Annotated in this window: 20 protein-coding genes and 2 pseudogenes; 9 read left to right on the forward strand and 13 right to left on the reverse strand. The window is 70.8% G+C overall.

Annotated elements, in window-relative coordinates; genetic code table 11:
* Positions 1–5 precede the first annotated feature (5 nt).
* Both AC5677_RS02185 and AC5677_RS02190 read left to right on the forward strand, forming a co-directional pair.
* Positions 6–2345, forward strand: a complete 2340-nt coding sequence (locus AC5677_RS02185) for a molybdopterin cofactor-binding domain-containing protein (RefSeq protein ID WP_497193276.1) — start codon at positions 6–8, stop codon at positions 2343–2345.
* An 8-nt stretch (positions 2346–2353) separates the two neighbouring features.
* Entirely contained in the window at positions 2354–2830 is a 477-nt protein-coding gene (locus tag AC5677_RS02190) for a (2Fe-2S)-binding protein (protein ID WP_497193277.1), read from the forward strand.
* Positions 2831–2866: 36 nt separating this feature from the next.
* Here the strand turns inward: AC5677_RS02190 and AC5677_RS02195 are convergent, their stop codons facing one another.
* The 6 genes and pseudogenes from AC5677_RS02195 to AC5677_RS02220 all read right to left on the reverse strand — a co-directional run.
* Positions 2867–3217, reverse strand: a complete 351-nt coding sequence (locus AC5677_RS02195; RefSeq protein ID WP_497193278.1) for a UBP-type zinc finger domain-containing protein — start codon at positions 3215–3217, stop codon at positions 2867–2869.
* The gene (locus tag AC5677_RS02200) at positions 3214–4671 is read right to left on the reverse strand and encodes an ATP-binding protein (protein WP_497193279.1); all 1458 of its coding nucleotides are present in this window, start codon (positions 4669–4671) and stop codon (positions 3214–3216) included. The genes AC5677_RS02195 and AC5677_RS02200 overlap by 4 nt, the downstream gene beginning before the upstream one ends.
* Positions 4668–6344, reverse strand: a complete 1677-nt coding sequence (locus AC5677_RS02205) for an NAD(P)/FAD-dependent oxidoreductase (RefSeq protein ID WP_497193280.1) — start codon at positions 6342–6344, stop codon at positions 4668–4670. Before AC5677_RS02205 ends, AC5677_RS02200 begins: the two co-directional genes overlap by 4 nt.
* Positions 6345–6765: 421 nt before the next feature.
* Complete coding sequence (locus AC5677_RS02210; protein WP_497193281.1) at positions 6766–7527, reverse strand: SDR family oxidoreductase; 762 nt, start codon at positions 7525–7527, stop codon at positions 6766–6768.
* Positions 7528–7682: 155 nt separating this feature from the next.
* On the reverse strand, positions 7683–10139 hold the full coding sequence (locus tag AC5677_RS02215; protein WP_497193282.1) for an FtsX-like permease family protein: 2457 nt from the start codon (positions 10137–10139) through the stop codon (positions 7683–7685).
* Positions 10133–10264 (reverse strand): annotated as a pseudogene (locus tag AC5677_RS02220) (ABC transporter ATP-binding protein); the annotation flags it as partial. The gene AC5677_RS02215 and the pseudogene AC5677_RS02220, both read right to left, overlap by 7 nt.
* Here AC5677_RS02220 and AC5677_RS02225 point away from each other — a divergent pair.
* Positions 10259–10978, forward strand: a pseudogene (locus tag AC5677_RS02225) (sensor histidine kinase); the annotation flags it as partial. The pseudogenes AC5677_RS02220 and AC5677_RS02225 sit on opposite strands and share 6 nt — an antisense overlap.
* Positions 10942–11610 carry a response regulator gene (locus AC5677_RS02230; protein WP_497193283.1) on the forward strand — a complete coding sequence of 223 codons (669 nt, stop codon included), beginning with the start codon at positions 10942–10944 and terminating at the stop codon, positions 11608–11610. The pseudogene AC5677_RS02225 and the gene AC5677_RS02230, both read left to right, overlap by 37 nt.
* Before the next feature lie 224 nt (positions 11611–11834).
* Here AC5677_RS02230 and AC5677_RS02235 read toward each other — a convergent pair whose 3' ends face one another.
* The gene (locus AC5677_RS02235) at positions 11835–13241 is read right to left on the reverse strand and encodes a short-chain fatty acyl-CoA regulator family protein (RefSeq protein ID WP_497193284.1); all 1407 of its coding nucleotides are present in this window, start codon (positions 13239–13241) and stop codon (positions 11835–11837) included.
* A 371-nt stretch (positions 13242–13612) separates the two neighbouring features.
* Between AC5677_RS02235 and aceA the strand changes: the two genes are divergently transcribed.
* The 3 genes from aceA (at position 13613) to AC5677_RS02250 (ending at position 17532) form a co-directional block, all read left to right on the forward strand.
* Positions 13613–14896, forward strand: coding sequence for an isocitrate lyase (aceA, locus tag AC5677_RS02240; protein ID WP_497193285.1), 1284 nt, complete (start codon positions 13613–13615; stop codon positions 14894–14896).
* A 165-nt stretch (positions 14897–15061) separates the two neighbouring features.
* Positions 15062–16654 (forward strand): malate synthase A, encoded by a 1593-nt coding sequence (aceB, locus tag AC5677_RS02245; protein ID WP_497193286.1) that lies wholly within the window; start codon positions 15062–15064, stop codon positions 16652–16654.
* Positions 16651–17532: a 3-hydroxybutyryl-CoA dehydrogenase gene (locus AC5677_RS02250; RefSeq protein WP_497193287.1), complete on the forward strand. Its 882-nt coding sequence runs from the start codon at positions 16651–16653 to the stop codon at positions 17530–17532. The genes aceB and AC5677_RS02250 overlap by 4 nt, the downstream gene beginning before the upstream one ends.
* Before the next feature lie 144 nt (positions 17533–17676).
* Here the strand turns inward: AC5677_RS02250 and AC5677_RS02255 are convergent, their stop codons facing one another.
* The gene (locus AC5677_RS02255) at positions 17677–18165 is read right to left on the reverse strand and encodes a pyridoxamine 5'-phosphate oxidase family protein (protein ID WP_497193288.1); all 489 of its coding nucleotides are present in this window, start codon (positions 18163–18165) and stop codon (positions 17677–17679) included.
* Positions 18166–18201: 36 nt separating this feature from the next.
* Complete coding sequence (locus AC5677_RS02260; protein ID WP_497193289.1) at positions 18202–19665, reverse strand: MFS transporter; 1464 nt, start codon at positions 19663–19665, stop codon at positions 18202–18204.
* A 132-nt stretch (positions 19666–19797) separates the two neighbouring features.
* Here AC5677_RS02260 and AC5677_RS02265 point away from each other — a divergent pair, with 132 nt between their 5' ends.
* Entirely contained in the window at positions 19798–20739 is a 942-nt protein-coding gene (locus AC5677_RS02265) for a LysR family transcriptional regulator (RefSeq protein ID WP_497193290.1), read from the forward strand.
* Between the two features lie 151 nt (positions 20740–20890).
* Here the strand turns inward: AC5677_RS02265 and AC5677_RS02270 are convergent, their stop codons facing one another.
* Positions 20891–21316 (reverse strand): hypothetical protein, encoded by a 426-nt coding sequence (locus AC5677_RS02270; RefSeq protein ID WP_497193291.1) that lies wholly within the window; start codon positions 21314–21316, stop codon positions 20891–20893.
* Between the two features lie 414 nt (positions 21317–21730).
* Between AC5677_RS02270 and AC5677_RS02275 the strand changes: the two genes are divergently transcribed.
* On the forward strand, positions 21731–23023 hold the full coding sequence (locus tag AC5677_RS02275; protein WP_497193292.1) for an MFS transporter: 1293 nt from the start codon (positions 21731–21733) through the stop codon (positions 23021–23023).
* 88 nt (positions 23024–23111) lie between these two features.
* On the opposite strand, the gene AC5677_RS02280 is transcribed toward AC5677_RS02275, so the two are convergent.
* From AC5677_RS02280 to AC5677_RS02290, 3 genes are all read right to left on the reverse strand, one after another.
* Positions 23112–23447 carry a hypothetical protein gene (locus AC5677_RS02280; protein ID WP_497193293.1) on the reverse strand — a complete coding sequence of 112 codons (336 nt, stop codon included), beginning with the start codon at positions 23445–23447 and terminating at the stop codon, positions 23112–23114.
* 154 nt (positions 23448–23601) lie between these two features.
* Positions 23602–24090: a hypothetical protein gene (locus AC5677_RS02285; RefSeq protein WP_497193294.1), complete on the reverse strand. Its 489-nt coding sequence runs from the start codon at positions 24088–24090 to the stop codon at positions 23602–23604.
* 268 nt (positions 24091–24358) lie between these two features.
* On the reverse strand, positions 24359–25348 hold the full coding sequence (locus tag AC5677_RS02290) for a pirin family protein (protein ID WP_497193295.1): 990 nt from the start codon (positions 25346–25348) through the stop codon (positions 24359–24361).
* Positions 25349–25576 lie beyond the last annotated feature (228 nt).

Raw genomic sequence — 25576 nt, forward strand, 5'->3', positions numbered from 1 at the left:
AGTCGATGGGTGTGCGCAGCCGTTCGCAGCAGGACGAAGCCGAGTCGGATTCAGCGGAGTTCACTCGCCGACGGTTCCTGGGGTACGTGGTGGCGGCCACCACGCTGACCGTGGCCGCACAGATCGGTGAGGAGTACGTGGCCCCGGCCGAGGCTTCCGCCGCGGTGCCGTCGCTTCCCGGGCCCTCCGAGATCTACGACCTCAACGACATGCTGACCCACGCGGCGCTGCCGACGGCGAACCTGATCACCATCCGGATCGACACCGACGGAACGGCCTCCTTCGCACTGCCCCGGGCGGAGGTCGGGCAGGGCATCACCACGTCGAGCGCGATGCTGATCGCGGAGGAGCTGGATCTGCCCCTGGACAAGATCCGGGTGACGCTCGCGGACGCCCGGCCCGAGCTGCTGTTCAACCAGCTCACCGGCGGATCGAACACCACGATCTCCACGTACACCCCGATCCGGGTGGCGGCCGCCATAGCCCGGGGGCGGCTTCTGGAGGCCGCGGCGCTGGAGTTGGGGGAGGTGGTCGGTTCCCTGACCGTCAAGGCGGGCGTCATCACCTCCGCGGCCGGCAAGAGCCTGTCGTACGGCGAGCTGGCGGAGAAGGCCGCGAGCGTGGCCACCGCCCGGGTTTCGGTGGCCTTGAAGGAGGCCTCCGCATTCAAGGTCATCGGCGTCGGGCACCGGCGCGTCGACGCGCTGGCGGCGGTGACGGGCCGCAAGAAGTTCGCGATGGACCTGCACGTGCCGGATGCCCTGCCGACGATGGTGTGCCGGCCGCCGACGATCAACGGAACCGTCCGCGCGGCGGAGAACCTCGCCGAGGTCCGGGGCATGCCCGGCATCACCGACGTCGTCCGCGTCTCGACCGGCATCGCCGTGCGCGGGCGCACCTTCGGCCAGTGCATCGACGCGGTGCGCGCCCTGAAGGTCGCCTGGGGCCCCGGAAGTGCCGAGGACGCCACCGACGCGACCGTCCTCCAGGAACTCCACAAGGCCGAACTCCCGCTCGCCGTACCGGCATTGGAGCCCCTGACCAAGGCCGTCGACGCCCGCTTCACCTTCCACTTCGCGAGCAACAGCGCCCTGGAGACGAACTGCGCGATCGCCGATGTGCGCAAGGACTCGGCCGAGATCTGGGCCGGCCTGAAGTCGCCGATCGTCGCGCAGGAGCAGATCGCGCTTCAGGTCGGCCTTCCGGTCACCGCCGTCAAGGTCCATGTCACCGAAGGCGGCGGTTCGTTCGGCCGCAAGCTCTTCCACGACGCCGCCCGCGAGGCCGCGGAGATCTCGCAGGCCATGGGCAAGCCCGTGAAGCTCATGTGGCACCGCACCGACGACTTCCGCCAGGGCCGCACGCACCCGATGGCCACGTCCCGGGTCCGGGCCACGTACGCGCTGGACAAGGTGCTCAGCTACGAGCAGCGGCATACGTCCGTCGCCACCGACTTCGGTCACGGCCTCGGCGAGATCATCACCTCCACGGCAGCCCAACTGCCGGTCGGCGACCTGACGTTCTCCGAGACGATCTTCACGCTCACCCAGCAGAGTCCCTATCACCTCGGCGTCACCACCCAACTCCTCAACGAGGTGGACAAGGGCTTCCACACCGGCTCGATGCGCAACATCTACTCGCCCAACGTCCGCTGCGCGCAGGAACTCGTGGTCGACGAACTGGCCAGGCGGATGGGCAAGGACCCGTACGCGTTCCGGCGCCGGCTCCTGAAGGACGAGCGGGCCCGCGCGGTACTCGAGAAGGTTGCCGAGGTGGGCAGGTGGGGCCGCACCATGGCCCCGGGGACCGCCCAGGGGATCGCCGTCCACCCCGAATACCACGGGTACGTCGCCGTCCTCGCCGAGATCGACTGCCGGCCGGAGACGACCGGCCGCAAGATCCGCGACGCCTACACGGGGCCGCGCGTCACCAAGGTCGTCTGTGCCGTCGACGTCGGCCTCGCGGTCAACCCCCGCGGGCTGCAGGCCCAGATGATGGGCGGCATCTCCGACGGCATCGCGATCACTCTCAGCTCCGGGCTCCATCTCCGGAACGGGCATTTCCTGGAAGGGAGTTGGGACAACTACTTCTATACCCGGCAGTGGAACACGCCGCCCGAACAGGAGATCATCGTCATGCCTCCCACCACCGGGAAGCCCGGCGGTGCGGGCGAACTGGCGGTGGCCGGAGCCATGGCGGCCATCGCCTGCGCGTACGGCCGGGCGACCGGCACGATGCCCACGACCTTCCCCCTCAACCACGGCGAGCGGCTCGGCTTCGACCCGCTGCCCACCACGCCGCCGATCCCCGCCTCGCCCACCGACGGCCTGAGCCGCGCGTACTAGGAGCAACCGTGCCCCAACACACCTTCATCCTCAACGGCAAGCCCGTGACCGTGGACATCGAGGGCGACGTACGCCTCCTGTGGGTACTCCGGGACGTCCTGGGCGTCACCGGGCCCAAGTACGGGTGCGGGCTCGGCGTCTGCCAGGCCTGTACGAGCCACATCAACGGCAAGGCGTTCAACCCCTGCTCGGTACCGGTCGAGGACATCAAGCCCGACGACGAGATCACCACGATCGAGGGGCTGCCCGCCACCGTCGGCAAGGACCTGCACCCCATGCAGGAGGCATGGCTGGAGCACGATGTCGCGCAGTGCGGCTACTGCCAGCCCGGCCAGATCATGGCCGCCGTCGCCAAGGTCAAGGAGGCCCGGGCCGCGGGCCGCGAGATCAGGGACGCCGACCTCGACGAAATCCGCAACATCTGCCGCTGCGGGACGTACCACCGCATCCGGACGGCGATAGCCGCGGGCGCCGCGCACTTCTAGGGTCTGTCCGGCGTGCCACGGCCGGGTGGGGCCGGCCTATGCCAGACGGTCGGCCCAGTCCGCCGGGACGCGTCCGGCGGGGCCGGGGGTGGGCTGGTCGGCGGGGTGGCTCTCAGGAGGAGCCAGGGGCGGCCCCGAGGCGTACATGTCCGAGGTCTCGTAGTTGTAGAACCAGGTTTCGCCCGGTTCGAAACTGCGGATCACCGGGTGCCGGGTGTCCCGGGCATGGGCCGTCGCATGCTTGGCGGGTGAAGAGTCGCAACAGCCGATGTGGCCGCACTGTGCGCACCGTCGCAGGTGGAACCACCAGCCGCCACCGGCGTCGCACTCGGCGCAGCCGGTTCCGCTGGGTGGGACGGCGGGGTCAATTCCGTGCGGTGAACTCATGACGGCTCCTGTGGGGAACTGGGGTCGGCGGGGGCCAGCGGCAGGCGTACCTGGAAGCGGGTGTCGCCGGGGACGGAATCGAACCGCAGGTCCCCGTTGTGTTTGTTGACGATGATGCGCCAGGAGATGTCCAGGCCGAGACCTGTGCCCTCACCCACCGGTTTGGTGGTGAAGAACGGGTCGAAGACGCGGTCGCGGATCTCCGCGGGAACTCCGGGACCGGTGTCGCGGAATTCGACGAGCAGATGGTCTCCGTCGCGCGCGGTGCGCACCGTCAATGTGCCGTCCGCGTCCGTGCCGTTCATCGCCGAGACGGCGTTGTCGATCAGATTCGTCCACACCTGGTTGAGTTCGCTGGGGTAGGCCGGGATCGGCGGCAGGCTGCGGTCGTAGTCCTTGACGACGGTGATGCGCGGGCCGATCTTCGCGGAGACCATCAGCAGGGTGCTGTCCAGCAGTGCATGGATGTCGGTGACCTGGTGGGGCGCTCGATCGAGTTGCGAGTACTGCTTGGCCGCCGTGACGAGGGCCGAGACGCGGGTGGTCGACTCCTCGATCTCGTTCATCAACAGCTCGGTCTCCACGGTGCAGTTGAGCCACCGCACGGCCCCTTCGAGGGTGTCGTCGTCCAGGGCCGCGGCGATCTGGTCCAGCCAGTCGGTGTCCAGGCCGGCCTGCACGAAGGTCGGCGCGAGCTGCCAGGCGTCCCCGATGCCGTGGTCGTCCAGCCAGTCGGAGAGGGCGTCCTCCCGGTCCGATGCTTCCAGCGGGCTGAGGTCGGTGGCCTTGGCGACGCGCTCGGCCGTGCGCTCTTGGATGTCGACGAGCGCCTCCAGGGTGCCGCGGCGGTACGAGCGTGCCGCGATGGTGCCGAGCTTGTGGCGCATTCCGGCGACCCGCTCGCGGAGCGCGGAGGTGGCTCGCACGGCCGCGGCGGCCGGGTTGTTCAGCTCATGGGTCAGCCCCGCGGACAGCGACCCGAGGGCCAGGAGCCGTTCTCGTTGGCCGACGGCCTCCTGGGCGCTCTTGACGCCGAAGAAGAGGCCTTCCAGCAGGTGTACGGCCATCGGAAACCAGTCACGCATGAGCGCGGCGAAGCTCTCCGCGGGCAGCACGAAGAAACGTGTGGGCGTAAGCACGCGGAGGGAGCTGTTGTACACCTGCGGCAGCCGGTCTCCCAGGTAGGCCTGGAAGGCTCCCGCGTACACCCCGCGGCTGGAACTCCGGTTGGTCTCCACCTCGTAGTCCCCGATCCGGCGCGAGAGAACGAGGGTCCCTTCGAGCAGCACGAAGAAGCATGTGGCGGGGTCGCCCTCCTCGTACACCGGCCCGGGTGCGAACTCCTCCACCCGGCCTTCGCGGCAGAGCAGGGTGATCTGGTCGGGGGCCAGCTTCTCGAACAGGAACAGCGAGCCCAGTTCCTCCCGGCTGCACGGCATCGGCCGGCCGTTCATGACTGCTCCAGATATCGGTGGACGAGCATGACCGCCATGGCTCCCTCTCCCACGGCGGAAGCGACACGCTTGGCGGACTCGGCGCGGACGTCGCCGGCCACGAACACGCCCGGGACGTTCGTTTCCAGGTGGTAGGGCGGCCGGTCCAACTCCCAGTCGGCCGGCGGGCGCCCGTCCGTGGTCAGATCGGGGCCGGTCAGGATGAACCCGCGGGAGTCCCGGAGCACCGTGCCCTCCAGCCAGTCGGTCAGCGGGGCGGCACCGATGAAGACGAACATCCACTGGGCGTCGAGGAGTTCGGTGTGGCCGGTCGCCGTCTCGCGTACGGTGATCCGTTCCAGATGACCCGAGCCGTGGGCGGCGTCGACGACCGTGTTCGTGCGCACGGAGATCGTGGGCGTCTCGTCGACCTGCTGGACGAGATAGTGCGACATCGACGCGGACAAGGACGCCCCCCGCACCAGTACGGTGACCGACTTGGCGCTCCGGGCCAGGTATATCGCGGCCTGGCCGGCGGAGTTCGCGCCGCCGACGATGTACACGTCCTGGTCCTGGCAGGCGGCCGCTTCGGTCAGCGCCGACCCGTAGAACACTCCGCAGCCGGTCAGCTCGGACACCTGGGGTGCGTTCAGTTGCCGGTACGACACGCCGGTCGCAAGAATCACGGCGTGCGCGGCGACGGCGGATCCGTCCGAGAACCGGACGACGCGCGACGCGCCGTTGATCTCCAGCCCGGTGACCTCGCGCGCGGTCAGTATCTCGGCGCCGAACTTCGACGCCTGGCGCCGGGCCCGGTCGGTGAGCTGTGCCCCGGACACGCCGTCCGGGAAGCCGAGGTAGTTCTCGATGCGCGAGCTCTGGCCCGCCTGGCCCCCGGTCGCGGAGCGTTCCACCAGGACGGTCCGCAGGCCCTCGGAGGCCCCGTACACCGCCGCGCCCAAACCGGCCGGTCCGCCGCCGATGACGACGAGGTCGTAGAAGTCCGTTCCCGGCGTCGTCGCGAGGCCGACATGGGCGGCGAGCTCGCGGTCCTCGGGCTCGACGAGGGCCGTACCGTCCGGGGCGATCACCAGCGGGAGCCGCAGCCCCTCCTCGCCCGCGGCGCACAGCAGCCGCCGGCCCTCCGGATCCTGCGACGAGTACCAGCGGTAGGGCACCTGGTTGCGGGCCAGGAATTCCCGTACGGCCGACGAGCGAGCCGACCAGCGGTGTCCGACGACCTTGGTGACGGTCACCGGCCGGTGGTCGCTGGCCCGCCAGGCCGACAAGAGATCGTCGAGGACCGGGTAGAGCTTCTCCTCGGGCGGCTCCCAGGGCTTGAGGAGGTAGTGGTCCAGGTCGACGATGTTGATCGCGTCGATCGCCGCGTCGGTGTCCGCGTACGCGGTCAGCAGCACCCGCCGGGCGCCGGGGTGGATGTCGAGAGCCTGCTCGAGGAACTCGATGCCGTCCATCTCCGGCATCCGGTAGTCGGCCACGATCACCGCGACGGGCGCGCCGCGCAGCTTGAGCTCCCGCAGGGCGGCGAGGGCGGACTCGCCGGACTCCGCGCGCACGATGCGGTACGACTCGCCGTAGCGGCGCCGCAGGTCGCGGGCGACAGCGCGCGATACGCCCGGGTCGTCGTCCACGGTCAGGATGACGGTCCGCGCCGGACTGGCAGCCTGTTCCATCGGCATTCCGTCCCCCGGTCGCTCACCCTTCCGCACCGGCTCCATGCGCCTGTCCGGCACGCCGGTGCGTCAGCAGTACCCATTTTATGGGTGATCATTGATTACCGCCCATCGGTGCTCGGGATACCCCGGATGAGGATCGACGGCACCATCTAGAAAGCGATTGACGGCACCATCAGAAAAACATCGCCGTAGCCGGACTTTCCTCTCCCCCGATGAATGGGCCGACGCTCCGCCGGCACCCGATCATGCTGGTCAACCTCACTTTCCGAGGTCCCTCCGGGGATTTCTCCTGCTGATCATCTCCATGCTTCCCGTGAATCCGTGCTCGGCCCGTCACCCGGAATTCGTCGCCGTGGAATGCACAGAATTCATTGCCTTGTCCCCGGATACGCTCGGCACATCAGTCACGCCCGGCGCGTCAGTGGGGAAGGAGCTGCTGCCCGCCGTCGATGTCGTACGTGCCACCGGTGAGGGCGTCGTTGCACATGAGGTGGACGGCCAGCGCGGCGACGTCCTCCGGGCCGACCACCCGTCGGATGGGAAGCGTGGCGCGCAACTCCTCGCGCCGGGCATCCAGCTGATCGCCCAGCAGCGAGGCCGACAGGGGCGTGTCCACGAAGCCCGCGGCGATGGCATTCACCCGGATCGGCGCCAGTTCGAGCGCCAGATTGGCGGTGAGGGCGGGCAGTGCGGCCGTCAGGGCCGACACGATGCTCATGCCGACACCGGGACGTCGGCCGCCGGTGCCGCTCATGAACAGCAGGGTGCCTCCCGGGCGGACCCTGTCGCGGCTGTGGAGGGCGACGCCGAGTGTCAGGGTGAGCCGCTCCCCGAACTCCCGGCGGGCGGCGTCGAGATCCATGCCGGACAGGGGCCGGTAGGAAGGGCTGCCGGCCGTCACCATCACATGGTCGACGGGCCCGGGAAGGTCCTGGAAGAACTGCTGGAGGCGGTCGGCGTCGGTCGCATCGAACGCCGCCGTCCCGACCGGGTGGAGTTCGTGTGCGGCTCGTTCCAGCCGTTCCGGATTGCGGCCGACCAGGATCAGCCCGCCACCCCGTTCCCGCACTTGGCGGGCGGTTTCGAACCCGATGCCCGCGCTGGCGCCGATCACCACGACGGTCTGACCGGCGAGGTCGAGGCGCGGCGGGGCGCCGGGATCGCCGGGCGTCGCGGTCATGACGCCCCACCGCCGTTCAAGGACGTCACGCGATCAGGCGTCTGCGCTCTCCCTGCCATCCGTACCTCCGGACATCGGCCTCCGCTCCCATCGTCGCGCTTCAGGCCGCTGATCACCTCCTCGGCCTCCTGACCTGCGCACCACAGGGTCAGGGGTCACTCGCGTACGCCCCCCAGCTCCACCGCCCGGCGGCGCAGGGAAAGGCCGGCCGGAGCGACCGCCGAGATCACGGCGAGCGCCGCGCAGGCGCCCATGACCGCCGCGAGCGTCGCCCACGGGATCTCGAGGGATGTGGACACCGAGAGCAGGCCCAGCGCGCTCCCCATGCCCACCAGATTGAGCACGGCGACCAGCGCTCCCAGCAGTCCGCCGACCGCGACCACCATCAGCGCCTCGGCGCCCACCAGCCGCAGCACCTGCCACCTGGTGGCGCCGGCCAGCCGCAGCACGGCCAGCTCGCGGACCCGGTCGGAGGTCGCCATGACCATCGTGTTGGCCAGCGAGATGCCGGTGTAGAGGAGGGCGATCCCGAGGACGAGGAAGAAGCCCGTCCGGGTCGTCCGGTTGGTCTCGGGGTATGCCGCCCGCACCCAGGCGTCCCTGGTGAGGACCTCTGCGCCCGATGCCCGCACCGCCTGACGAAGACCGGCGGCCACGGTGCCCGGGTCGGCACCGTCCGTGAGGCGTACGTCGACCCGGTCGACGGGCGCCGCAGGGGCGTTGCGCGGAGTGACGTAGACGCCGTTGTTGCCGGTGCCGACGGTCATGACTGCGGCGATCCTCAGGGACTTCTTCGTGCCGTCGCCGAGCCACACCGCCACGTGCTCGCCCACGGCGTGCTTCGCCCACTCCTCGTTGACGATGATCGAGTCGTCGTCCAGATCGCTCGCCTTCCCCGCGGCGAGGGGGAGGCGGGCCGTTGCCGCGAGCGGTCCCGGCTCGGCTGCCCTGGCGTCGGACCTGATGAGCGCCGCGCCGTCCTCCAGGACGTACACGGCACTCGACGAACTCGGCGAGGCCTCGGCACCGGACACGGCCCGAAGCCGCCGCAGCGTCGCCTCGTCGAAGCCGGCGTCGCCCGCCGCGGTGACCACGAAGTCGGCGGCCGTTCGCGCGCGCACCTCGGTGGCCTTCGCCTCGTCGAGGGTGGCGGTGGCGCCCAGCAGCGAGCCCGCCAGCGCGACCGTGACCAGCACGGGCGCCGCGACGGCAGCGGTGCGGCGCACCCCGGCGGCGGCGTTCTCCCGCACCAGCATCCCGCCGGCGCCCGGCAGTTGGGCGGGCAGCCAGGCGATCAGCCGGGCCAGTGGCCGCACCAGCACCGGTGCGAGCAGCGCGACCGCGGTGATCAGCAGCATCGGCCGGCTCACATAGGACTTGCGCTGCAGCAGTTCGCCCGGGTTCGTCGCCAGGGCCTGGGCCAGCGTCACCGCGGCGGTGATCAGCAGGGCCGCGCCGAACAGCCGGCGGCCCCATGTCATCGCCCGGGTGTCCACGGACGCCTCGCGCAGCGCCTCGGTGGGACCCGTGCGCCCCGCCCGCCAGGACGCGGCCAGCGCGCCGCACAGGGCCACGAACAGGCCCGTCCAGAACGCCATGTGGTAGGGCCAGGTGTAGTCGCCGATGCTGAACCAGCGGGGCGCGAGACGCTCGTCGACCGCCCATTCGGCGAGCTTCGGCGCCCCGTAGGAACCGAGCGCACAGCCTGCGGCCGAGGCGAGCGCACCGACCACGAGCGCCTCGGAGACGACCATGCGGCGGATCTGCCCCGGGGTCGCGCCCGCGGTGCGCAGGAGGCCGAACTCGCGGCGGCGCTGGGCCACCGCGAACGCGAAGGTCGAGGCCACCACGAACACCGACACGAACCCGGTGACGCCGCCGGCCGTGCCGAACATGGCGTTCATCGCGGTGAGCGCCTCACTGTCCCGGTCGGGGTCGGCGTCGGCGTACCGGCGCGCGTCCCCGGTGAGGACCCGGACGCCCTCGCTGTCGCGCACGGCCTCGCGCACGGCCGCCACGTCGGCGTCGACCACGAGCTGGAGGCTGCGCGGCGACAGTTCGGCGGCGCGGGCGTCGGTGAAGAACAGGGCGTTCTCGAAGCCGAGGCCGGTCACCGTACCGACGACGCGCACGGTGCCGCCGTCGGTCCGCAGCCGGGTGCCCGGACGGGCCCGGTCACCGCTGACGACGACCTCGTCCGCGGCCCTGGGCGCGCGTCCGGCGTCGAGCACGTACGGCGCGAAGGCCGCGGTGGACCAGGGGTGGCCCACCAGATCGGCGGGCCCGCCCTCGGCCCGCACGGCGAACGACCGGTCCTCGACGACGGTCCCGAGGTCCCGCAGCTTCGCAACCACCTCGTCGGGCACAGGACGCGGCTGCGCGAGCTTGCCGGTGCGGTCGCCGATCGAGGTGGGCACCTCGACGGTGTCCTGGCCCTTGACGACGACCGGCGCGGCCGCGAACCGCTCGGGCCCCCGGTCGGGCGCGTCCAGCGACGACGCCAGGGCCAGCCCCATGACGGCGATCAGCGCCACGCCCAGACAGAGGGCGACGAAGCTGCCGACGAAGGTGACCCAGCGGGTGCGCAGGGTGCGCAGCGTGGTGCTCAGCACGGCACGGCCTCCAGCTTGGTCATGCGCGACGCGATGTCCTCGGCGGAGGCGCCGGTCAACTCGCCGTGCACACGGCCGTCGACGAGGAAGACGACGCGGTCGGCGTAGGAGGCGGCGACGGCGTCACGGCGGGCGCCCGCGCCGAGCTGGCCCGGCTGCTGATCGCCTCCCGCGAGGGCGAGCTCGGCGCCAAGGTGGTCGAACTGGCCCGCTCCCGCGTCCGGTTGGTGGATGCCTTCGAAGCCGAGCGGCGCCGTATCGAGCGGGATCTGCACGACGGCGCCCAACAGCGCCTCGTGGCCCTGACGATGGCCCTCGGACTGGCCCGTCTCGATGCCCCGCCCGGCCCGCTCGCCGACCAGCTCACCAAGGCCCACGAGGAGGCGGGCAAGGCGCTCGCGGAGCTGCGCGAGCTCATTCGCGGCATCCACCCCAAGGTCCTCACGGACTACGGCCTTCAGGCCGCGGTCGCCGACGCCGCCGACCGCTGCGTGGTCCCCGTCGACGTCGACCTCGAACTGCCGGGCCGGCTCACCCAGGCGGTCGAGTCCGCGGCGTACTTCGTGGTCCGCGAGGCGCTGGCCAACGTCGCCAAACACAGCGGGGCGGGCCGCGCGTGGGTGAGCGGCGGTCATCGCGACGGACGGCTGTTCCTCGAGGTGCGCGACGACGGCCGCGGGGGCGCCGACGCCTCGGCGGGCAGCGGCCTCACCGGTCTCGCGGACCGGGTGTCGGTGCTGGATGGCAGACTTGCCCTGACCAGTCCGCCGGGTGGGCCGACTCTGTTGCGTGTGGAGTTTCCTTGCGAGTTGACCATGGCGGCAGATCGCTCCGCGTAGTGCTGGCCGAGGACAGCGTGCTGCTGCGGGAAGGGCTCATCGGCCTGCTCGACCGCTGCGGCCATGTGGTGGTGTCGGCCGTCGGGGACGCGCACGCGCTGATGGCCGCGGTCGAGGAACACGCCCCCGACATCGTGGTGACGGACGTGCGCATGCCGCCCGGTTTCCAGGACGAGGGCCTGCACGCGGCGGTGCGGCTGCGCGAGCAGCGCCCCACCCTCCCCGTCCTGGTCCTCAGTCAGTACGTACAACGGACGTACGCCGCCGAGCTCCTGGACTCCGGCGACGGATCGGGCGTCGGCTACCTGCTCAAGGACCGGGTGGGCCAGGTCGAGGAGTTCGTGGCAGCGCTGCACGAGGTGGCGAACGGCGGGACGGTGGTCGACCCCGAGGTGGTGCGCCAGTTGCTGCGCCGCCGCCGCGATCCGCTGGAGCGGCTCACCCCGCGCGAACGCGAGGTGCTGGCGCTGATCGCCGAGGGCAGGTCCAACGGCGCGATCGCCAAGGAGCTGGTGGTTTCCGAAGCCGCGATCGGCAAGCACATCGGCAACATCCTCACCAAGCTGGACCTGCCTCCGACGGACCGGACCCATCGCCGGGTCCTGGCCGTCCTCACCTATCTGCGGGCCTGACCGCGACGTCCAGCGCCCCGCCGGACGTCCGCGTCGGCGCCACTGGGCTCCCCCTCCCCCACGTGCCACATGGCCGCCAAACGCCTTACTGCTTGGTGGAGTTGGGGCACCACACCGGGTGAGATCGATTCACGCGTGCATCATGGACGCGCCCCCATAGCAGCTCGCCCCCTTCGGGCCGGTGTCCGCCGCCCGGCCTCCGTCCCCGGCCGTCGAACGCGCGATCAGACCCCCGGCCCGGCCACGGGATACGGCACGAACGTGCTGCTGTTCTCGTCCACCGCGAGCCGGCGGTCCAGTGGGGGCACCGCCCGCTGCGGGCAGTCGGTGCGTTCGCAGATGCGGCAGCCCATGCCGATCGGGGTGGCCGCCGCGGCGTTGTCGAGGTCCAGGCCGTCCGAGTAGACGAGCCGGGACGCGTGCCGGACCTCGCAGCCGAGTCCGATGGCGAACGTCTTGCCGGGCTCGCCCCAGCCACCGCGGTGCCGGGTGATCGCCCGTGCGGTCCACAGGTAGCGCTGCCCGTCCGGCATCGCGGCGATCTGGACGTGGATGCGGCCGGGCGCGGCGAACGCCTCGTAGACGTTCCACAGCGGGCAGGTGCCGCCCGCCCGGGAGAAGTGGAAGCCGGTCGCCGACTGGCGTTTGGACATGTTGCCGGCGCGATCGACCCGGACGAAGGAGAACGGCACGCCCCGCAGGCGCGGGCGTTGGAGGGTGCTCAGGCGGTGGCAGACCGTCTCGTGGCCGAGGCCGAACTGGTCGGTGAGCCGCTCGATGTCGTAGCGCGCCTCTTCGGCCGCGGTGTGGAAGCGGCGGTACGGCAGGATCAGTGCGGCGGCGAGGTAGTTGGCGATGCCGATGCGGGCCAGCGACCAGGTGGCGGAGTCCGGGGTGAAGTCCTCCGCGGCGAGGCGGGACAGTTCGCCGTCGTATTCGAGGAACGCCAGCTGTGTGGCCATCCGGAACGCCTGCTGGCCGGGGCGCAGTCTGCTCGACAGGTGCAGGACGCGGTCCCCGGCGTCGTAGTGGTGCAGAGCGCGGGAGTCCGCCGACACCCGTACGCCGTGACGTTCGGTCAGGCGGGCGGCCAGGATGCGTACGACCTCGCCGGGGCGGATGCCGATCTCGGTGGCGAGTTCCTCGGCGGCGAGGTCGGCGTCGTGGAGGTAGTTCCGGCGGCGGTAGAAGAATTCGCGGATCTCCTCGTGCGGGGAGCGGGGCAGCGCGGCGACGGTCTGCCCCCTTCCCTCCGCGGCTTCGGCCAGCCGCTCGGCGAGCTGGTGGTTGCGGCGGCCGAGGTCGACCAGCACTCCGGCGACGGCGGGCATACGGGAGGCGAGTTCCGCGAGGTCGGAGGGGGACACCCGGGCGGCGGTGAGCTCGTTGGCGAGGGCGTCGCGCAGATCGGCGACGAGCCGGCTGGTGTCGCGTTCGGAGAAGAACCCGGCATCCACGCCGAACACCTCGGTGAGGCGGAGCAGGACGGGGACGGTCAGCGGCCGTGAGTCGTGTTCCATCTGGTTGAGGTAGCTGGGCGAGATCTCCAGCATGCGCGCCATGGCCGCCTGGCTGAGGCCCCGGTCCTCGCGGAGCCGTCGCAGGCGTGCCCCGGCATAGGTCTTGCTCACAGTGATCGCCGCCGTCCCTCTCCGCAGGATTCTCTGCCCCGGATCTTAAGCGGAAGATCGCCGCGCCAACCCTTCGCAAGGTTGGCAAAAGCGGCCGTGAAGATGCGCAAAACTTGGCACGCATCCATGGTTGATGGCACTCAGTGCCGGTGCCAGAGTCTCAGTACGGCCCGCCGGAACCGGCGACCAGAGCGGAGCACCGGGCACGATTCATGCCCTGACGTCGGAGACACCGGCCGTTCCGTAAGGAAGTCCGCGCAACATTGCTCACCCTTGATCGCGCATGGGCATCCGGCGGGCCGCACCCTAAGACGGCACTCCGTGCCAGATTCGCATCATTGACAAGACACAGGCAGACCCGGGAGACGGTCATGGCACAGGCAAGCACGACGACGGCCGCAGAGCTGGACCGGCGGTGGGCGACCGACCCGCGCTGGAAGGGCATCGAGCGCACCTACACGGCCGAGGACGTGGTGCGGCTGTCGGGCAGCGTCCGTGAGGAGCACACGCTGGCCCGGCGCGGTGCCGAGCGGCTGTGGCGGCAGCTGCACGAACAGGACTACATTCACGCACTGGGCGCGCTGACCGGCGGTCAGGCGGTGCAGCAGGTCAAGGCCGGTCTCCAGGCCATCTACCTGTCCGGCTGGCAGGTCGCCGCCGACGCCAACCAGGCCGGCCACACCTACCCCGACCAGAGCCTCTACCCCGCCAACTCCGTCCCGCAGGTGGTCCGTCGGATCAACAACGCACTGCTGCGCGCCGACCAGATCGCCACCGCCGAGGGCGGCAGCGACACCACCGACTGGCTCGCGCCGATCGTCGCCGACGCCGAGGCCGGCTTCGGCGGTCCGCTCAACGCCTTCGAGCTGACCAAGGCGATGATCGCGGCCGGCGCCGCGGGCATCCACTACGAGGACCAGCTCGCGTCCGAGAAGAAGTGCGGCCACCTCGGCGGCAAGGTCCTGGTCCCCACCGAACAGCACATCCGCACCCTCAACGCCGCCCGCCTCGCCGCCGACATTGCTGATGTGCCCACCGTGATCGTGGCCCGTACGGACGCCCTCGCGGCGAACCTGCTGACCAGCGACATCGACGAGCGCGACGCCGAGTTCGTCACGGGTGAGCGCACCGCGGAGGGCTTCTACCGCGTCCGCAACGGTATGGCGCCGGTCATCGCCCGCGGTCTGGCCTACGCCCCGTACGCCGACCTGATCTGGGTGGAGACGGGGACGCCGGACCTGGCGCAGGCGCGGGAGTTCGCCGAGGCGATCCATGCCGAGCACCCCGACCAGATGCTGGCCTACAACTGCTCCCCGTCCTTCAACTGGAAGGCGGCCCTCGACGACGACCAGATCGCCAAGTTCCAGCGCGAGCTGGCCGCGATGGGCTACCGCTTCCAGTTCATCACCCTGGCCGGATTCCACTCCCTCAACCACGGCATGTTCGACCTGGCGCGCGGCTACGCCGAGTCCGGAATGACCGCCTACGTCGATCTCCAGGAGAAGGAATTCGCCGCCCAGCGACACGGCTTCACCGCGGTCAAGCACCAGCGCGAGGTCGGCACGGGCTACTTCGACCAGGTGTCGACGGCCCTCAACCCGGCGTCCTCGACCACCGCGCTCGCCGGTTCCACCGAGGAAGAGCAGTTCCACTAGGGCTGCTCGGCCCGCTCCGAGCACGCCAGGCGCCGTTGGCCCGGCTGTCGGCCCCTCGGCGCGGCGCGCAGGCATCCCGCCGCCCCGTATCCAGGTGAGGGCCGGACGACCGTCTCCGTCCGGCCCGCACCGCTCCGCTCCCCCGCGCCCGTTGAGGAGATGCGCATGTCCACCACCGAATTGACCAGCCGTGTCCAGGTGCTCGGCGCCCCGGGCGACCGCTTCGACGAGATCCTCACCCCCGCCGCCCTCGATTTCCTGGGCCGCCTCGCCCGTACCTTCGCCGACCGGTACCGCGATGTCCTCACCGAGCGCCGCCGCCGTGCCCTTCGCCTCTCGTCCGGTGCCCCGCTCGACTTCTCGCGGGCCACCGCCGCCATCCGCGCCGATCCGCACTGGCGGGTCGCCCCGCCCTCGCCGGGTCTGGCCGACCGGCGGGTGGAGATCACCGGGCCGCCGGAGCGCCGGATGACCGTCGACGCGCTCAACTCCGGGGCGCAGGTATGGCTGGCCGACTTCGAGGACGCCACCTCTCCCACCTGGGCCAACATCATCGGCGGCCAGCTGAACCTGCTGGATGCCATCGAGCGGCGGATCGACTTCACGGCACCGGACGGCACGGAGTACCGTCTCGGCGACCGGCTCGCGACCATCGTCGTCCGACCACGCGGCTGGCACCTCACCGAAGAGCACCTCCTCGTCGACGGACGCCCCGTGCCCGCCTCGCTCGTCGACTTCGGCCTGTACTTCTTCCACTGCGCGCAGCGCCAGATCGACGCCGGCTCCGGCCCGTACTTCTACCTGCCCAAACTGGAGAACGCCTGCGATGCCCGGCTGTGGAACGACGTGTTCGTCCTCGCCCAGGAGCTGCTCGGCATCCCACGGGGCACCATCCGTGCCACCGTCCTGATCGAGACCGTGACCGCGGCCTTCGAGATGGAGGAGATCCTCTACGAACTGCGCGAGCACAGCGCCGGTCTCAACGCGGGCCGCTGGGACTACCTGTTCAGTCTGATCAAGATCTTCGCGCACCGCCCCGACTTCTCCCTCCCCGACCGCAAGCGGGTCACCATGACGGCGCCCTTCCTGCGGGCCTACACGGAACTGCTCGTGCGCACCTGCCACAAGCGCGGAGCGCACGCCATCGGCGGCATGACGGCACATGTGCCCAGGCATGACGCGCAGGCCGACGGGGCCGCGCTCGCCACGGTGCGGCTGGACAAGGAGCGCGAAGCGGAGGACGGCTTCGACGGCACGTGGGTCGCCCACCCCGGGCTCGTCCCCATCTGCCGCGAGGTCTTCGACGGCGTGCTGGGCGGGCGGGCGCACCAGATCGACCGCACGCGGGAGGACGTGGAGGTGTCGGCCGACGCGCTGCTGGCCGTCCGGCGCACCGCGGGCCCGCCCACCGAGGACGGCGTGCGCGCCAACATCTGCGTCGCGTTGCGCTACTTCGACGCCTGGCTGCGCGGCACCGGTGCCGTCGCGCTGGACGGACTGATGGAGGACGCGGCAGCCGCCGAGATCGCCCGAGCCCAGATCTGGCAGTGGCTGCGGCACGGCGCCGTCGACCGGGACACGGTGCTCGGCCTCCTCGACGAGGAGATCGCCGCCCTGGGAGCCGAGTACCCCTGGGCGAGGACGGAGGAGGTGCGGGAAATGTTCGAACGGACGGCCCTGGCAAAGGAGTTGCCCGCCTTCTTCACCCCGGACGCCTACGCCCGCCACCTCGTGCAGCAGGCAGGGGTGACGGCATGAACGCCGCCCCGAACCCCGCGATCCGGCGGGTCGGCGTCGTCGGCGGCGGCCAGATGGGGGCCGGGATCGCCGAGGTGTGCGCCCGCGCCGGACTCGACACCGTCGTCTGCGAGGCAGACGCGACCGCGGCCCGCACGGCTCACGAACGGATGGCCGTCTCCCTCGAACGCGCCGTCCAGCGCGGCAAACTGGACCGCCTCTCGGCCGAGGACGCCCTGACCCGCACGGTCTTCACCGGCAGCCTCGACGACCTCGCGGACCGGCAGCTCGTCATCGAGGCCATCGTCGAGAACGCCGAGGCCAAGACGGACGTCTTCGCCGCCCTCGACAAGATCGTCGAGGACGGGGAGGCGATCCTGGCGACCAACACCTCGGCCATCCCCGTCATGCGGCTCGGCATGGCCACCCGCCGCGCGGACCGCGTCCTCGGGCTGCACTTCTTCAACCCCGTACCGGTGCTGCCGCTCGTGGAGGTCGTCACCTCCCTGCACACCTCGCCGGCGACGGTCGCCACCGCCGAGGAATTCGTCACCGGCGCCCTGGCCAAAACGGTCGTACGGTCCCAGGACCGGGCCGGTTTCGTCGTCAACGCCCTGCTCGTCCCGTATCTGCTCGCGGCGATCCGGATGGCCGAGTCCGGCTTCGCCACCGCCGCCGACGTGGACGCGGCCATGGAGCTGGGCTGCGCCCACCCCATGGGCCCGCTGAAGCTCGCCGACCTGATCGGCCTGGACACCGTCGCCGCCATCGCGCGGTCCCTCTACGACGAGTTCAAGGAACCTCTCCACGCACCGCCACCGCTGCTCCAGCGCATGGTGGAAGCGGGGCTGCTCGGCCGCAAGACCGGGCGCGGGTTCCACACCTACGACCAGGGCTGAGGGTCCCTGGATCGCCGCCGGGTTGAGGGGCCCGGCGGGTGTGCGGTACGGGTGCGGAACGGACGACCGAGGCCGTTCCGCACCCCGCCGTGTCATCCACCACTCCCCCGAGTCCTCACGGAGGTCGTCATCCGGCGTCTCTCGTCAGGGAGTGTCCGGCTGCCAGATGGTGCTCCGCAGATCCGCGCCGCGGACCAACTGGATCCTCCAGGGTTCGATACGGATCACCTGGTACTCGGGGTCGTCGGGGCCGCCCCGCCAGTACCGGACCGGGTCGTAGCCCACGCCCGGCGGCCCACCCTTGACGTAGAGGTCCCAGGCGTGGCGCTTGGCGGCCTCGTCGTCGGCCCAGGCGGAGAGGGAGTCGACGTGGACGGCGTTCTGACGGGGACTCCAGTAGGAGTACGTCGTGTGGGGATTGTTCGCCAAGTGGGCTGCTTTGACGGGGGTTTTGTATGCCGCCAGCCAGCCGACCGGCCGGCCGTCGACGATCTCCCAGACGGGGAGCAGGATCCGGGCGCGGGGGCGGCCCTTGCGGTCGACGGTGATCATCGTGGCGTAGGTGATGTCACGTACGTAGCCGAAGAAGGTGTCTTGCAGGTCGGAGAATGCGGTGACCTTGGTGCTGGGCATGGGGGCACTCCTTGCCGGCGAGGGATCAGAGGGACTTCAGGAGGATCGGTGCGCGGCGGGGAGTGCGTCGGCGATGTGGTCGACGGGTCCGCCCGATGCGGCCACCGTGGTCGTCGGCCGGGCGCGCAGCCCGAAGGCGCCGAGCAGCGCGGCGAGCAGGGCCGCGGCGAGGGGGATCCACAGGGCCGCCCGGTAGCCGTCGAGCAGTGCGGCCGGTGACGTCGATGCGGTGGCCGAGACGTTGACGGCGGTGACCGTGGAGAGCCCGATCGCGGCGCCGAACTGGAAGGAGGTGTAGAGCAGTCCGCCGGCCAGGCCCTGCTCCTCCTCCTGGATGCCCTCGGTGGCGACGATGGTGAGCGGGCCGTAGGCGAGGGAGAAGGCGATACCGAGGGTGATCAGGCTGGGGAACATCGCCGGGTACGTCCAGTCGGCGCCGACCGGCAGGAACAGGCCGTACGACAGCGAGGCCAGCAGCAGCCCGCCGAGGATCACCCGGGCGTTGCCGAAGCGCTTCACCAGTTTGGGGGTGAGGAGCGGGGAGAGGATCGCGTCGACGCCGATGACGATCATCGCGAAGCTGGTCTGCACGGTCGACCAGCCGCGCAGCTCCTGGAGGTAGAGGACGACCAGGAACTGGAAGCCGAAGAAGCCCGCCGCGAAGAGCAGTCCGACGAGATTGGCGCGGACCAGGGCGCCGCTGCGGAAGATGCCGAGGCGGACCAGCGGGGATGCCGAGCGGCGTTCGATGGCGATGAACGCGGCAAGGGAGCCGAGGCCCGCGCCGAGTGTGCCGAGGGTCTGGGCGAGGCTCGTGTGGAGGGCGCGCTCCACGCCGAGGACGAGCAGGACGACGGCGGCGGTGAGGGTGATGCCGCCGGCCAGGTCGATGCTCCGGCCGGCGCGGTCGGGACGCGACGGCTTGGGCACGAAGGCGAGCGCCGCGAGCAGGATCAGCGCGGAGAGGACGACCGGCGCGAAGAACACCCAGCGCCAGCCGACCGAGGCGAGCAGCCCGCCGACGACCAGGCCGATCGAGAAGCCCCCGGCCGCGGTACCGGAGTAGAAGAGCAGGGCCTTGGTGCGCTGCGGGCCCTCTTCGAAGCCGGTGGTGATGAGGGAGAGGCCGGCCGGAGTCAGGAAGGCGGCGGCGACTCCGGTGACGAACCGGGCGACGATCAGCATCCAGCCTTCGGTGGCGAACCCGCCCAGGCCGGAGAAGAGCAGGAAGACCGAAAGCCAGAAGACGAACATCCGGCGGCGCCCGAAGAGGTCGGCGGCGCGTCCGCCCACCAGCATGAAGCCGCCGTATCCGAGGACGTACGCGCTCATGACCCACTGCAGGGAGCCGGTGGACAGACCGAGGTCGGCACGGATGGACGGCAGGGCCACATTGAGCATGGCCACATCGATGCCCTCCAGAAAGATCGCGCCGCACAGGACGAGCAGGACGCCCCACTCACGTGCGCTCAGAGCACCGGCCGGTTTCTGCGGACTCATGTCAGTTCCTTGACGGTGTAGGGATTCTGTCGGCTCGATCACCATCCGTCGGGGCACGTCGGGGGAACAACGGCAAAGATCGCAACGTTCGTTCAGCCAGGCTTACCGATCCGATTGACCTGGGGAACGTCGATGGAACGCGATGAACTGGAATGCTTTCTCCTCCTCGCCGAGGAGCTGCACTTCGGCCGCACGGCCGACCGGATGCGGCTGTCCAGGGCCCGGGTGAGCCAGCTCGTGCAGCGCCTTGAACGCCGCGTCGGCGCCCCGTTGTTCACGCGTACCAGTCGCCGCGTCGCCCTCACCTCGCTCGGCCGGCAGCTGCGTGCCGATCTCGAACCGCACCACCGCGCGATCGAGGCCGCCCTGGAGCGGGCCGCCGCCACCGCGCGCGGTATCGACACCGTGCTGCATGTCGGCTTCTCGAACCCGCTGACCGGCGAGATCGTCATGAAGGCGGCCGAAGCACTGCGCGTCACCCACCCCAGGCTCGCCGTGGAGATCTGCGAGGTGCCGCTCGCCGATCCCTACGGCCAGCTGCGCAAGGGCGAGTTCGACATCCAGCTCACCGAGCTCCCGGTGCGTGAGGAGGATCTGGGCGAGGGCCCGGCACTGCTCGCGGAGGAGCGCGTCCTCGCGGTCCACTCGGCACATCCGCTCGCCGCCCGGGACGCGGTGTCCCTGGAGGACCTGGCAGACGTGCCGCTGCTCACGATCATCGGCGACGTACCGGACTACTGGCTCGAGCACCACGTCCCCGCACGGACCCCGAGCGGCCGGCCGGTCACCCGCGGCCCCTGCATGACCAATATGCAGGAGGCGTTGATGCTGGTCGCCGGCGGTAAGGGCGCGCTGCTGGCACCCGCGCACACGGCGACGTACTACGCCCGGCCCGGTGTTGCCTACGTCCCCTTCGCGGACGCGGAGCCGACCGGTTACGGCTTGGTATGGCGGGCCGGACACGCCACCGGCGTGGTGGGGGCCTTCGCCAGAACTGCCCGCGAGGTGGCCGGAGTGATGGCGCGGGAGGACTCCCGGAGTGCAGTGCCGGGGGCCGCGCCCGCCGCGCTCTAGCCGACACCGGGGCGCCCAACTACCTCCGCCCCCCGACCGGTTCGCAGGGCCCGTTCTGGCCGAAAACGTCTTCAATCCGCGACGGCAGTGTGCCGGTGCCCCCGACCGTGTGGTCGGGGGCACCGGCACATCCGCGGCCGCGCCGCTGGACTCAGCGCACGTCCACCGTCGCCGGGCCAGAGGTCCTCTCGCGGACCGGATGGCGGTCATTCGGGCTGATCAAGCCGTACACCACCGCACGGTATTCCAGGACGCCCCGGTGCGCGGCCTTGACGTGTGCGGTGGCCTTCGCGTCGTCGCCCGTCGCGACCACTGCGCCGCAGGTCACCTGGTGCCACTTCTGTCCGCCGCTGCGGCCCTCCAGGCATATCCGCAGGTAGCTGGCGGCGTCGTCGTCCCCGTGCGCCGTGACCGTGAAGGTCTTGCCGACCTTCGCCGTGTGCGGTGCCGTGATGTCCACATCGCCCTTGGCGAACGCCGGCCCGGCGGCCAGAGCCACCGAGGCCAGGCCCAGCGCACCGATCACGGCCACACGGCCGCCCCGCGCCTTCGTCCCGGTCCTCTTCGTCCCGATCATGGGCTTCCCTCCCGTGGCTCTCCCCCACTTGGTGAGACCCACACCCTTCGCGAAGGCGCCCGGTGCGCCTCGCTGACTACCCAGATGAGCGGGACGCCGCGCCCGTTCCGTCCCACTCGGCACCATTACGGATCCACGACAAAACCGGCCAACCATGCTGAACCCACATCGGACCGATAGCAGACCGAAGCGGCCCCTCAGGAGCGGTCGGCACGAAGGATGATCTCCCGCCGCACCGGGCCTGACAGGTTGTCAGACCCGCAACCTGGGCCCGGGTACCTTGCCGGCACCTATGGACACAACCGTTGGTTGTGCCCGGCCGCCCTGCGGTTGTTTGATCCCCGCGCACGGCACTCGCTTTGATGCTTCCGATCGCGGATCGGTTGTGCGGGTGAGTGGCGAGGGGCGGCGGGCATGAGGAGCGGACACCGGCTGGGACATCTGCTCGGAGACCGGCTGGGACGTCTGCTCGGGCATCGGCTGGGGCGGCAGTTCGGATGGCTCTGGGGAGCGTACGGAACCAGCGCGCTCGGCACATGGCTGGCCTTCGGCACCTTCCCGTTGATCGCCATCCGCGTGCTGCACGCCGGACCGGCCGAGGTCGCCGCGATCTCCTCCGTGGGGGCCGCGGTGGGCGCGGCCGTGGCGGTGCCGCTCGGCCCGTGGGTGGAGTTCCGCCGCAAGCGGCCGGTGCTGATCGCGATGGACCTGCTGCGGTTCGCGGCGCTGCTGACGGTCCCCGCCGCGTTCGCGCTCGGCGCGCTCACCTTCGTTCAGCTCCTGCTGGTCTCGGTCGTCGTCGCGGCGGCCGACATCACCTTCCGCGCCGCCTCCGGCGCGTACCTGAAGACCCTGCTGCCGGCCGAGGACCTGCTCGTCGCCAACGCGCGGTTCGAGTCCACGGCCTGGACGACCACGATCATCGGGCCGCCGATGGGCGGCGCGGTGATCGGGCTCCTCGGTCCGGTGGCGACGGTGGTGGCCGACGCGGTCAGCTACCTGCTCTCTGCCCTGGGCATCCGCGCGACGGGCGGGCACGAGCCACGGCCCGAGCCCCGAAAGGCCGCGCGCATGCGGGCCGGGGACCTGCTCGACGGCTGGCGGTACATCCTCGCCGACGCGACGCTGCGTCCGCTGTTCTTCAACACCGCCTTGTTCAACGGCCTGGTGATGGCCACCCAGCCGCTGCTGGCCGTCCTGATGCTCGGCCGGCTCGGGTTCGCACCGTGGCAGTACGGCCTCGCCTTCGCCGCACCCGCGATCGGCGGGCTGCTCGGGTCGCGGCTGGCCCGACCGCTCGTCACCCGGTTCGGAGAGCACCAGGTCCTGGTCGTGGTCGGGACGCTGCGCGCGCTCTGGCCCGTCGGCCTGGCCTTCCTGGGGCCGGGCACCGGAGGGCTGCTGCTGGTGATGGGCGTCGAGCTCGGGCTCATCTTCTGCTGCGGGGTCTTCAACCCCGTCTACGCCACCTACCGCCTCAAGCGCACCGCGACCGATCGCCTCGCCCGCACACTGTCCGCCTGGGCGGTCACGACCAAGGCCTCGACCGCGCTCCTGACGGCCGTCTGGGGCGTACTGGGCGGCCTGCTCGGCCCGCGCACGGCCATCGGCGTGGCCGGCGTGCTCCTGCTGGCCACCCCGCTCCTGCTCCCCCGCCGCACGGCGGCGCATCCCACCGAGCCGGAGCCGACACCGAGCCGCGCCTGACGGACCACCGTGCCCGTCACCGCGATCGAGCTGCGCCGCCGTTCCGCGGAGCGGTCCCCACCAGACGCAAGGGTCCGACGGGCAGACGTCAGAAGGACCACCTGACCCTGGTCTCGATCAGCTGCGGCTCCCGGTCATCGGCCAGGCACGACAGCGCCTCTCGTACGGCAAGGGCCCCCAGCCGCAGGAAGACCATTTCGCAGGATTCGGTGTAGTGCCACAACAGGGCGCGCACCACAACCCGGGCGTCGATCGGCGCTCCTCGGCGGGCGTCGGGGTCATCGGTGTCCGCCGCAGCCAGCTCCCGCATGATGCCGCGCGTAAGAAACTCCTCGAACTCCGGCGCCGGTTCAGGCCGAGTGGCGCAAGCGAACTCGACAGAGCTCGCGCCCCCGGCAGATATCGGCTCGAAGTCCAGCTCCACTCTCCCGAACGTCGGTACACACGCGCCGTACGACCACCGGGAGTGCACCTTCACTCCGTGTACGGGGCGAGGGAACGTGTTGGCCAGCGTTGTCGTCATGGCGACACCCTAGGAACGGCCGTGCCTCCCCGGCGCAGATCGTGATCGACGAGATCTAGAGAATCGCCAGTCGCCCCTCATCGAGCAGCACCGGCTTGAGGACGGGGGCGTCCTCGTGGAAGCGCGTGTGGCAACTGAAGCAGGCCGGTCCTCCCCCGTGCCCGACCGCTCGGCTCTGCAACCACTGCAGCAGCTGTTCCAGCAGGGTGAGATCGTCACTGTGGAGAACCTGGCGCGAAGACAAGGCCCAGCCGCGGTCAGTTGGCCCGTCGCGGCGCGCCAGTTCGGAGAAGACAACCCCGCCGATCCTCGGGTCTGCAGGTCCGCGCCCTGCCAGCAGTGGGTACCGGTCGATCTCCCACCGGCCTTCCGGCAGGGGCTCGCCCTCCTCGTCGACGGTCACCACCGGCCAGCAATCCACCACGATGGTGAACCGCTCCGGGCGCGAGCCGTGCCCGAGGTGCCAGCGAAGCTCGGCTATCTCGGTTTCCGTCAGGTCAGCCGGAAGTTCGGCCGTAAGGAGAACCTCATGGATATCTGCCACGCTGCGGCATGCTACTCAGACCGAAGAGAGTGCCTGCAACCGCACAGGCGCGGCACGGCAACGAAAAAGGTCCCTTCCTCATACGAGGAAGGGACCCCTGGTAGAGCGCCCGGCAGGCCTTGCACCTGCATCTCCCACCGGCTGGTGGACGTCTTTCCTTGGACCACAGACGCGCGACTCCCACCCGCAAGCGGAAGCTGCACCATGATCATACCGGAGGGATGAGGCAGGCGTCGCTCGACCTGGCGCAGATGGTTCGAAGCACAGGTCAGTGGCGCGGTGGATTCCTGCGCGGCTTGATGACGGCGTGCGGCAGGGCGGGGGCGGGAAGGCGGTCTCCCGGATACCCCTCGACGGCGCCGAACCGGTCGGAGGCGTTCTGCCAGTCCTCGCGCGCCCTCACCACGTCTTCGTGACTGCGGCCGACGAAGTTCCACCACATGACGATTTCCTCCTCGAAGGGGGTTCCGCCGAGCAGGACCGTCCGTGCGATGTCGTCGGAATCGTTGGTCAGCGTCAGCGCCTCGCCGCCCGGAGGGGCGTAGCCCATTTCCACGGGACCGACCAGGGCGTCGCCCAGGCGTACGTCGCCGTGGTCGACCAAGAGGCCGTGCTCGAAGCCGGGGTCCACGGCGAGCGTGACGGCCGCGCGGGGCTGGAGGAGAATCTCGGCGCCGACCAGGGGCGTGAAGGTCCGCACCGGGGAGACGTCGCCCGCGAGGGAGCCCAGGAAGACCCTGATCTCGGCCCCGTCGATCCGCACGGACGCGGGGGCATAGTGCTGGAAGTCCCGTTCGGCGTTGCGGTGCTCCTCCGGCAGCGCCACCCACAGCTGGACACCGTGCAGGACGGTGGTCCGCGGCGTGGACACCTCGGAGTGGCAGATGCCGGATCCGCCCGTCATGAGGTTGAGCTCGCCCGGCCGTACGTAGGCGTGGCTGCCCAGGCTGTCACGGTGCTCGATCTCCCCGCTGAACAGCCAGCTCACCGTCTGCAGCCCGGTGTGCGGGTGCGGGGCCACATCCATGCCACCCGTCAGTGAGACGTCGTCGGGGCCGTAGTGATCGGCGAAGCACCATGCGCCGATCAGCGTCCGGGCGCGCTGCGGCAGTGTCCGCCGCACGGTCATCGCCCGGGGGCCGCCGAGGGGCACGTCACGGGCGGTCAGTACGTCCACCCGTGCCGCCCCGGTCGGCGGCCCGCTGTCCACCGCGGCGCCGCATCGCAGTTCCATGGGCCTCGTTTCGGTGTTACTCACCGTGGACCGCCTCCCGACCCCGAAATTCGTGCCACCTTTCACCATAATGTCGGGCGGTGGCACCGGCAGATGCACAACGCAGGCGCACCACGCAGATGCACCACGCAGGCGCACATCGCGCGACGGGGGGCGCGACGGCTTCCGCATCATCAGGGTCACGTCGATCCACCTGGCATCCAGAGGCCGAGGTCAACCCCTTGATCTCGGTGGCCTCAGCCACTACTTTGC

This window comes from Streptomyces sp. JLSY215 (genome assembly GCF_059682825.1).

What these genes read in the sequence shown, in the direction of transcription:
- AC5677_RS02195 (WP_497193278.1), bottom strand. Translation starts at nt 3,217, where the DNA reads ATGAGTTCACCGCACGGAATTGACCCCGCCGTCCCACCCAGCGGAACC.
- AC5677_RS02185 (WP_497193276.1), top strand. Translation starts at nt 6, where the DNA reads ATGGGTGTGCGCAGCCGTTCGCAGCAGGACGAAGCCGAGTCGGATTCA.
- aceA (WP_497193285.1), top strand. Translation starts at nt 13,613, where the DNA reads ATGGCACAGGCAAGCACGACGACGGCCGCAGAGCTGGACCGGCGGTGG.
- AC5677_RS02200 (WP_497193279.1), bottom strand. Translation starts at nt 4,671, where the DNA reads ATGAACGGCCGGCCGATGCCGTGCAGCCGGGAGGAACTGGGCTCGCTG.
- AC5677_RS02205 (WP_497193280.1), bottom strand. Translation starts at nt 6,344, where the DNA reads ATGGAACAGGCTGCCAGTCCGGCGCGGACCGTCATCCTGACCGTGGAC.
- AC5677_RS02210 (WP_497193281.1), bottom strand. Translation starts at nt 7,527, where the DNA reads ATGACCGCGACGCCCGGCGATCCCGGCGCCCCGCCGCGCCTCGACCTC.
- AC5677_RS02275 (WP_497193292.1), top strand. Translation starts at nt 21,731, where the DNA reads ATGAGGAGCGGACACCGGCTGGGACATCTGCTCGGAGACCGGCTGGGA.
- AC5677_RS02255 (WP_497193288.1), bottom strand. Translation starts at nt 18,165, where the DNA reads ATGCCCAGCACCAAGGTCACCGCATTCTCCGACCTGCAAGACACCTTC.
- AC5677_RS02270 (WP_497193291.1), bottom strand. Translation starts at nt 21,316, where the DNA reads ATGATCGGGACGAAGAGGACCGGGACGAAGGCGCGGGGCGGCCGTGTG.
- AC5677_RS02250 (WP_497193287.1), top strand. Translation starts at nt 16,651, where the DNA reads ATGAACGCCGCCCCGAACCCCGCGATCCGGCGGGTCGGCGTCGTCGGC.
- AC5677_RS02265 (WP_497193290.1), top strand. Translation starts at nt 19,798, where the DNA reads ATGGAACGCGATGAACTGGAATGCTTTCTCCTCCTCGCCGAGGAGCTG.
- AC5677_RS02260 (WP_497193289.1), bottom strand. Translation starts at nt 19,665, where the DNA reads ATGAGTCCGCAGAAACCGGCCGGTGCTCTGAGCGCACGTGAGTGGGGC.
- aceB (WP_497193286.1), top strand. Translation starts at nt 15,062, where the DNA reads ATGTCCACCACCGAATTGACCAGCCGTGTCCAGGTGCTCGGCGCCCCG.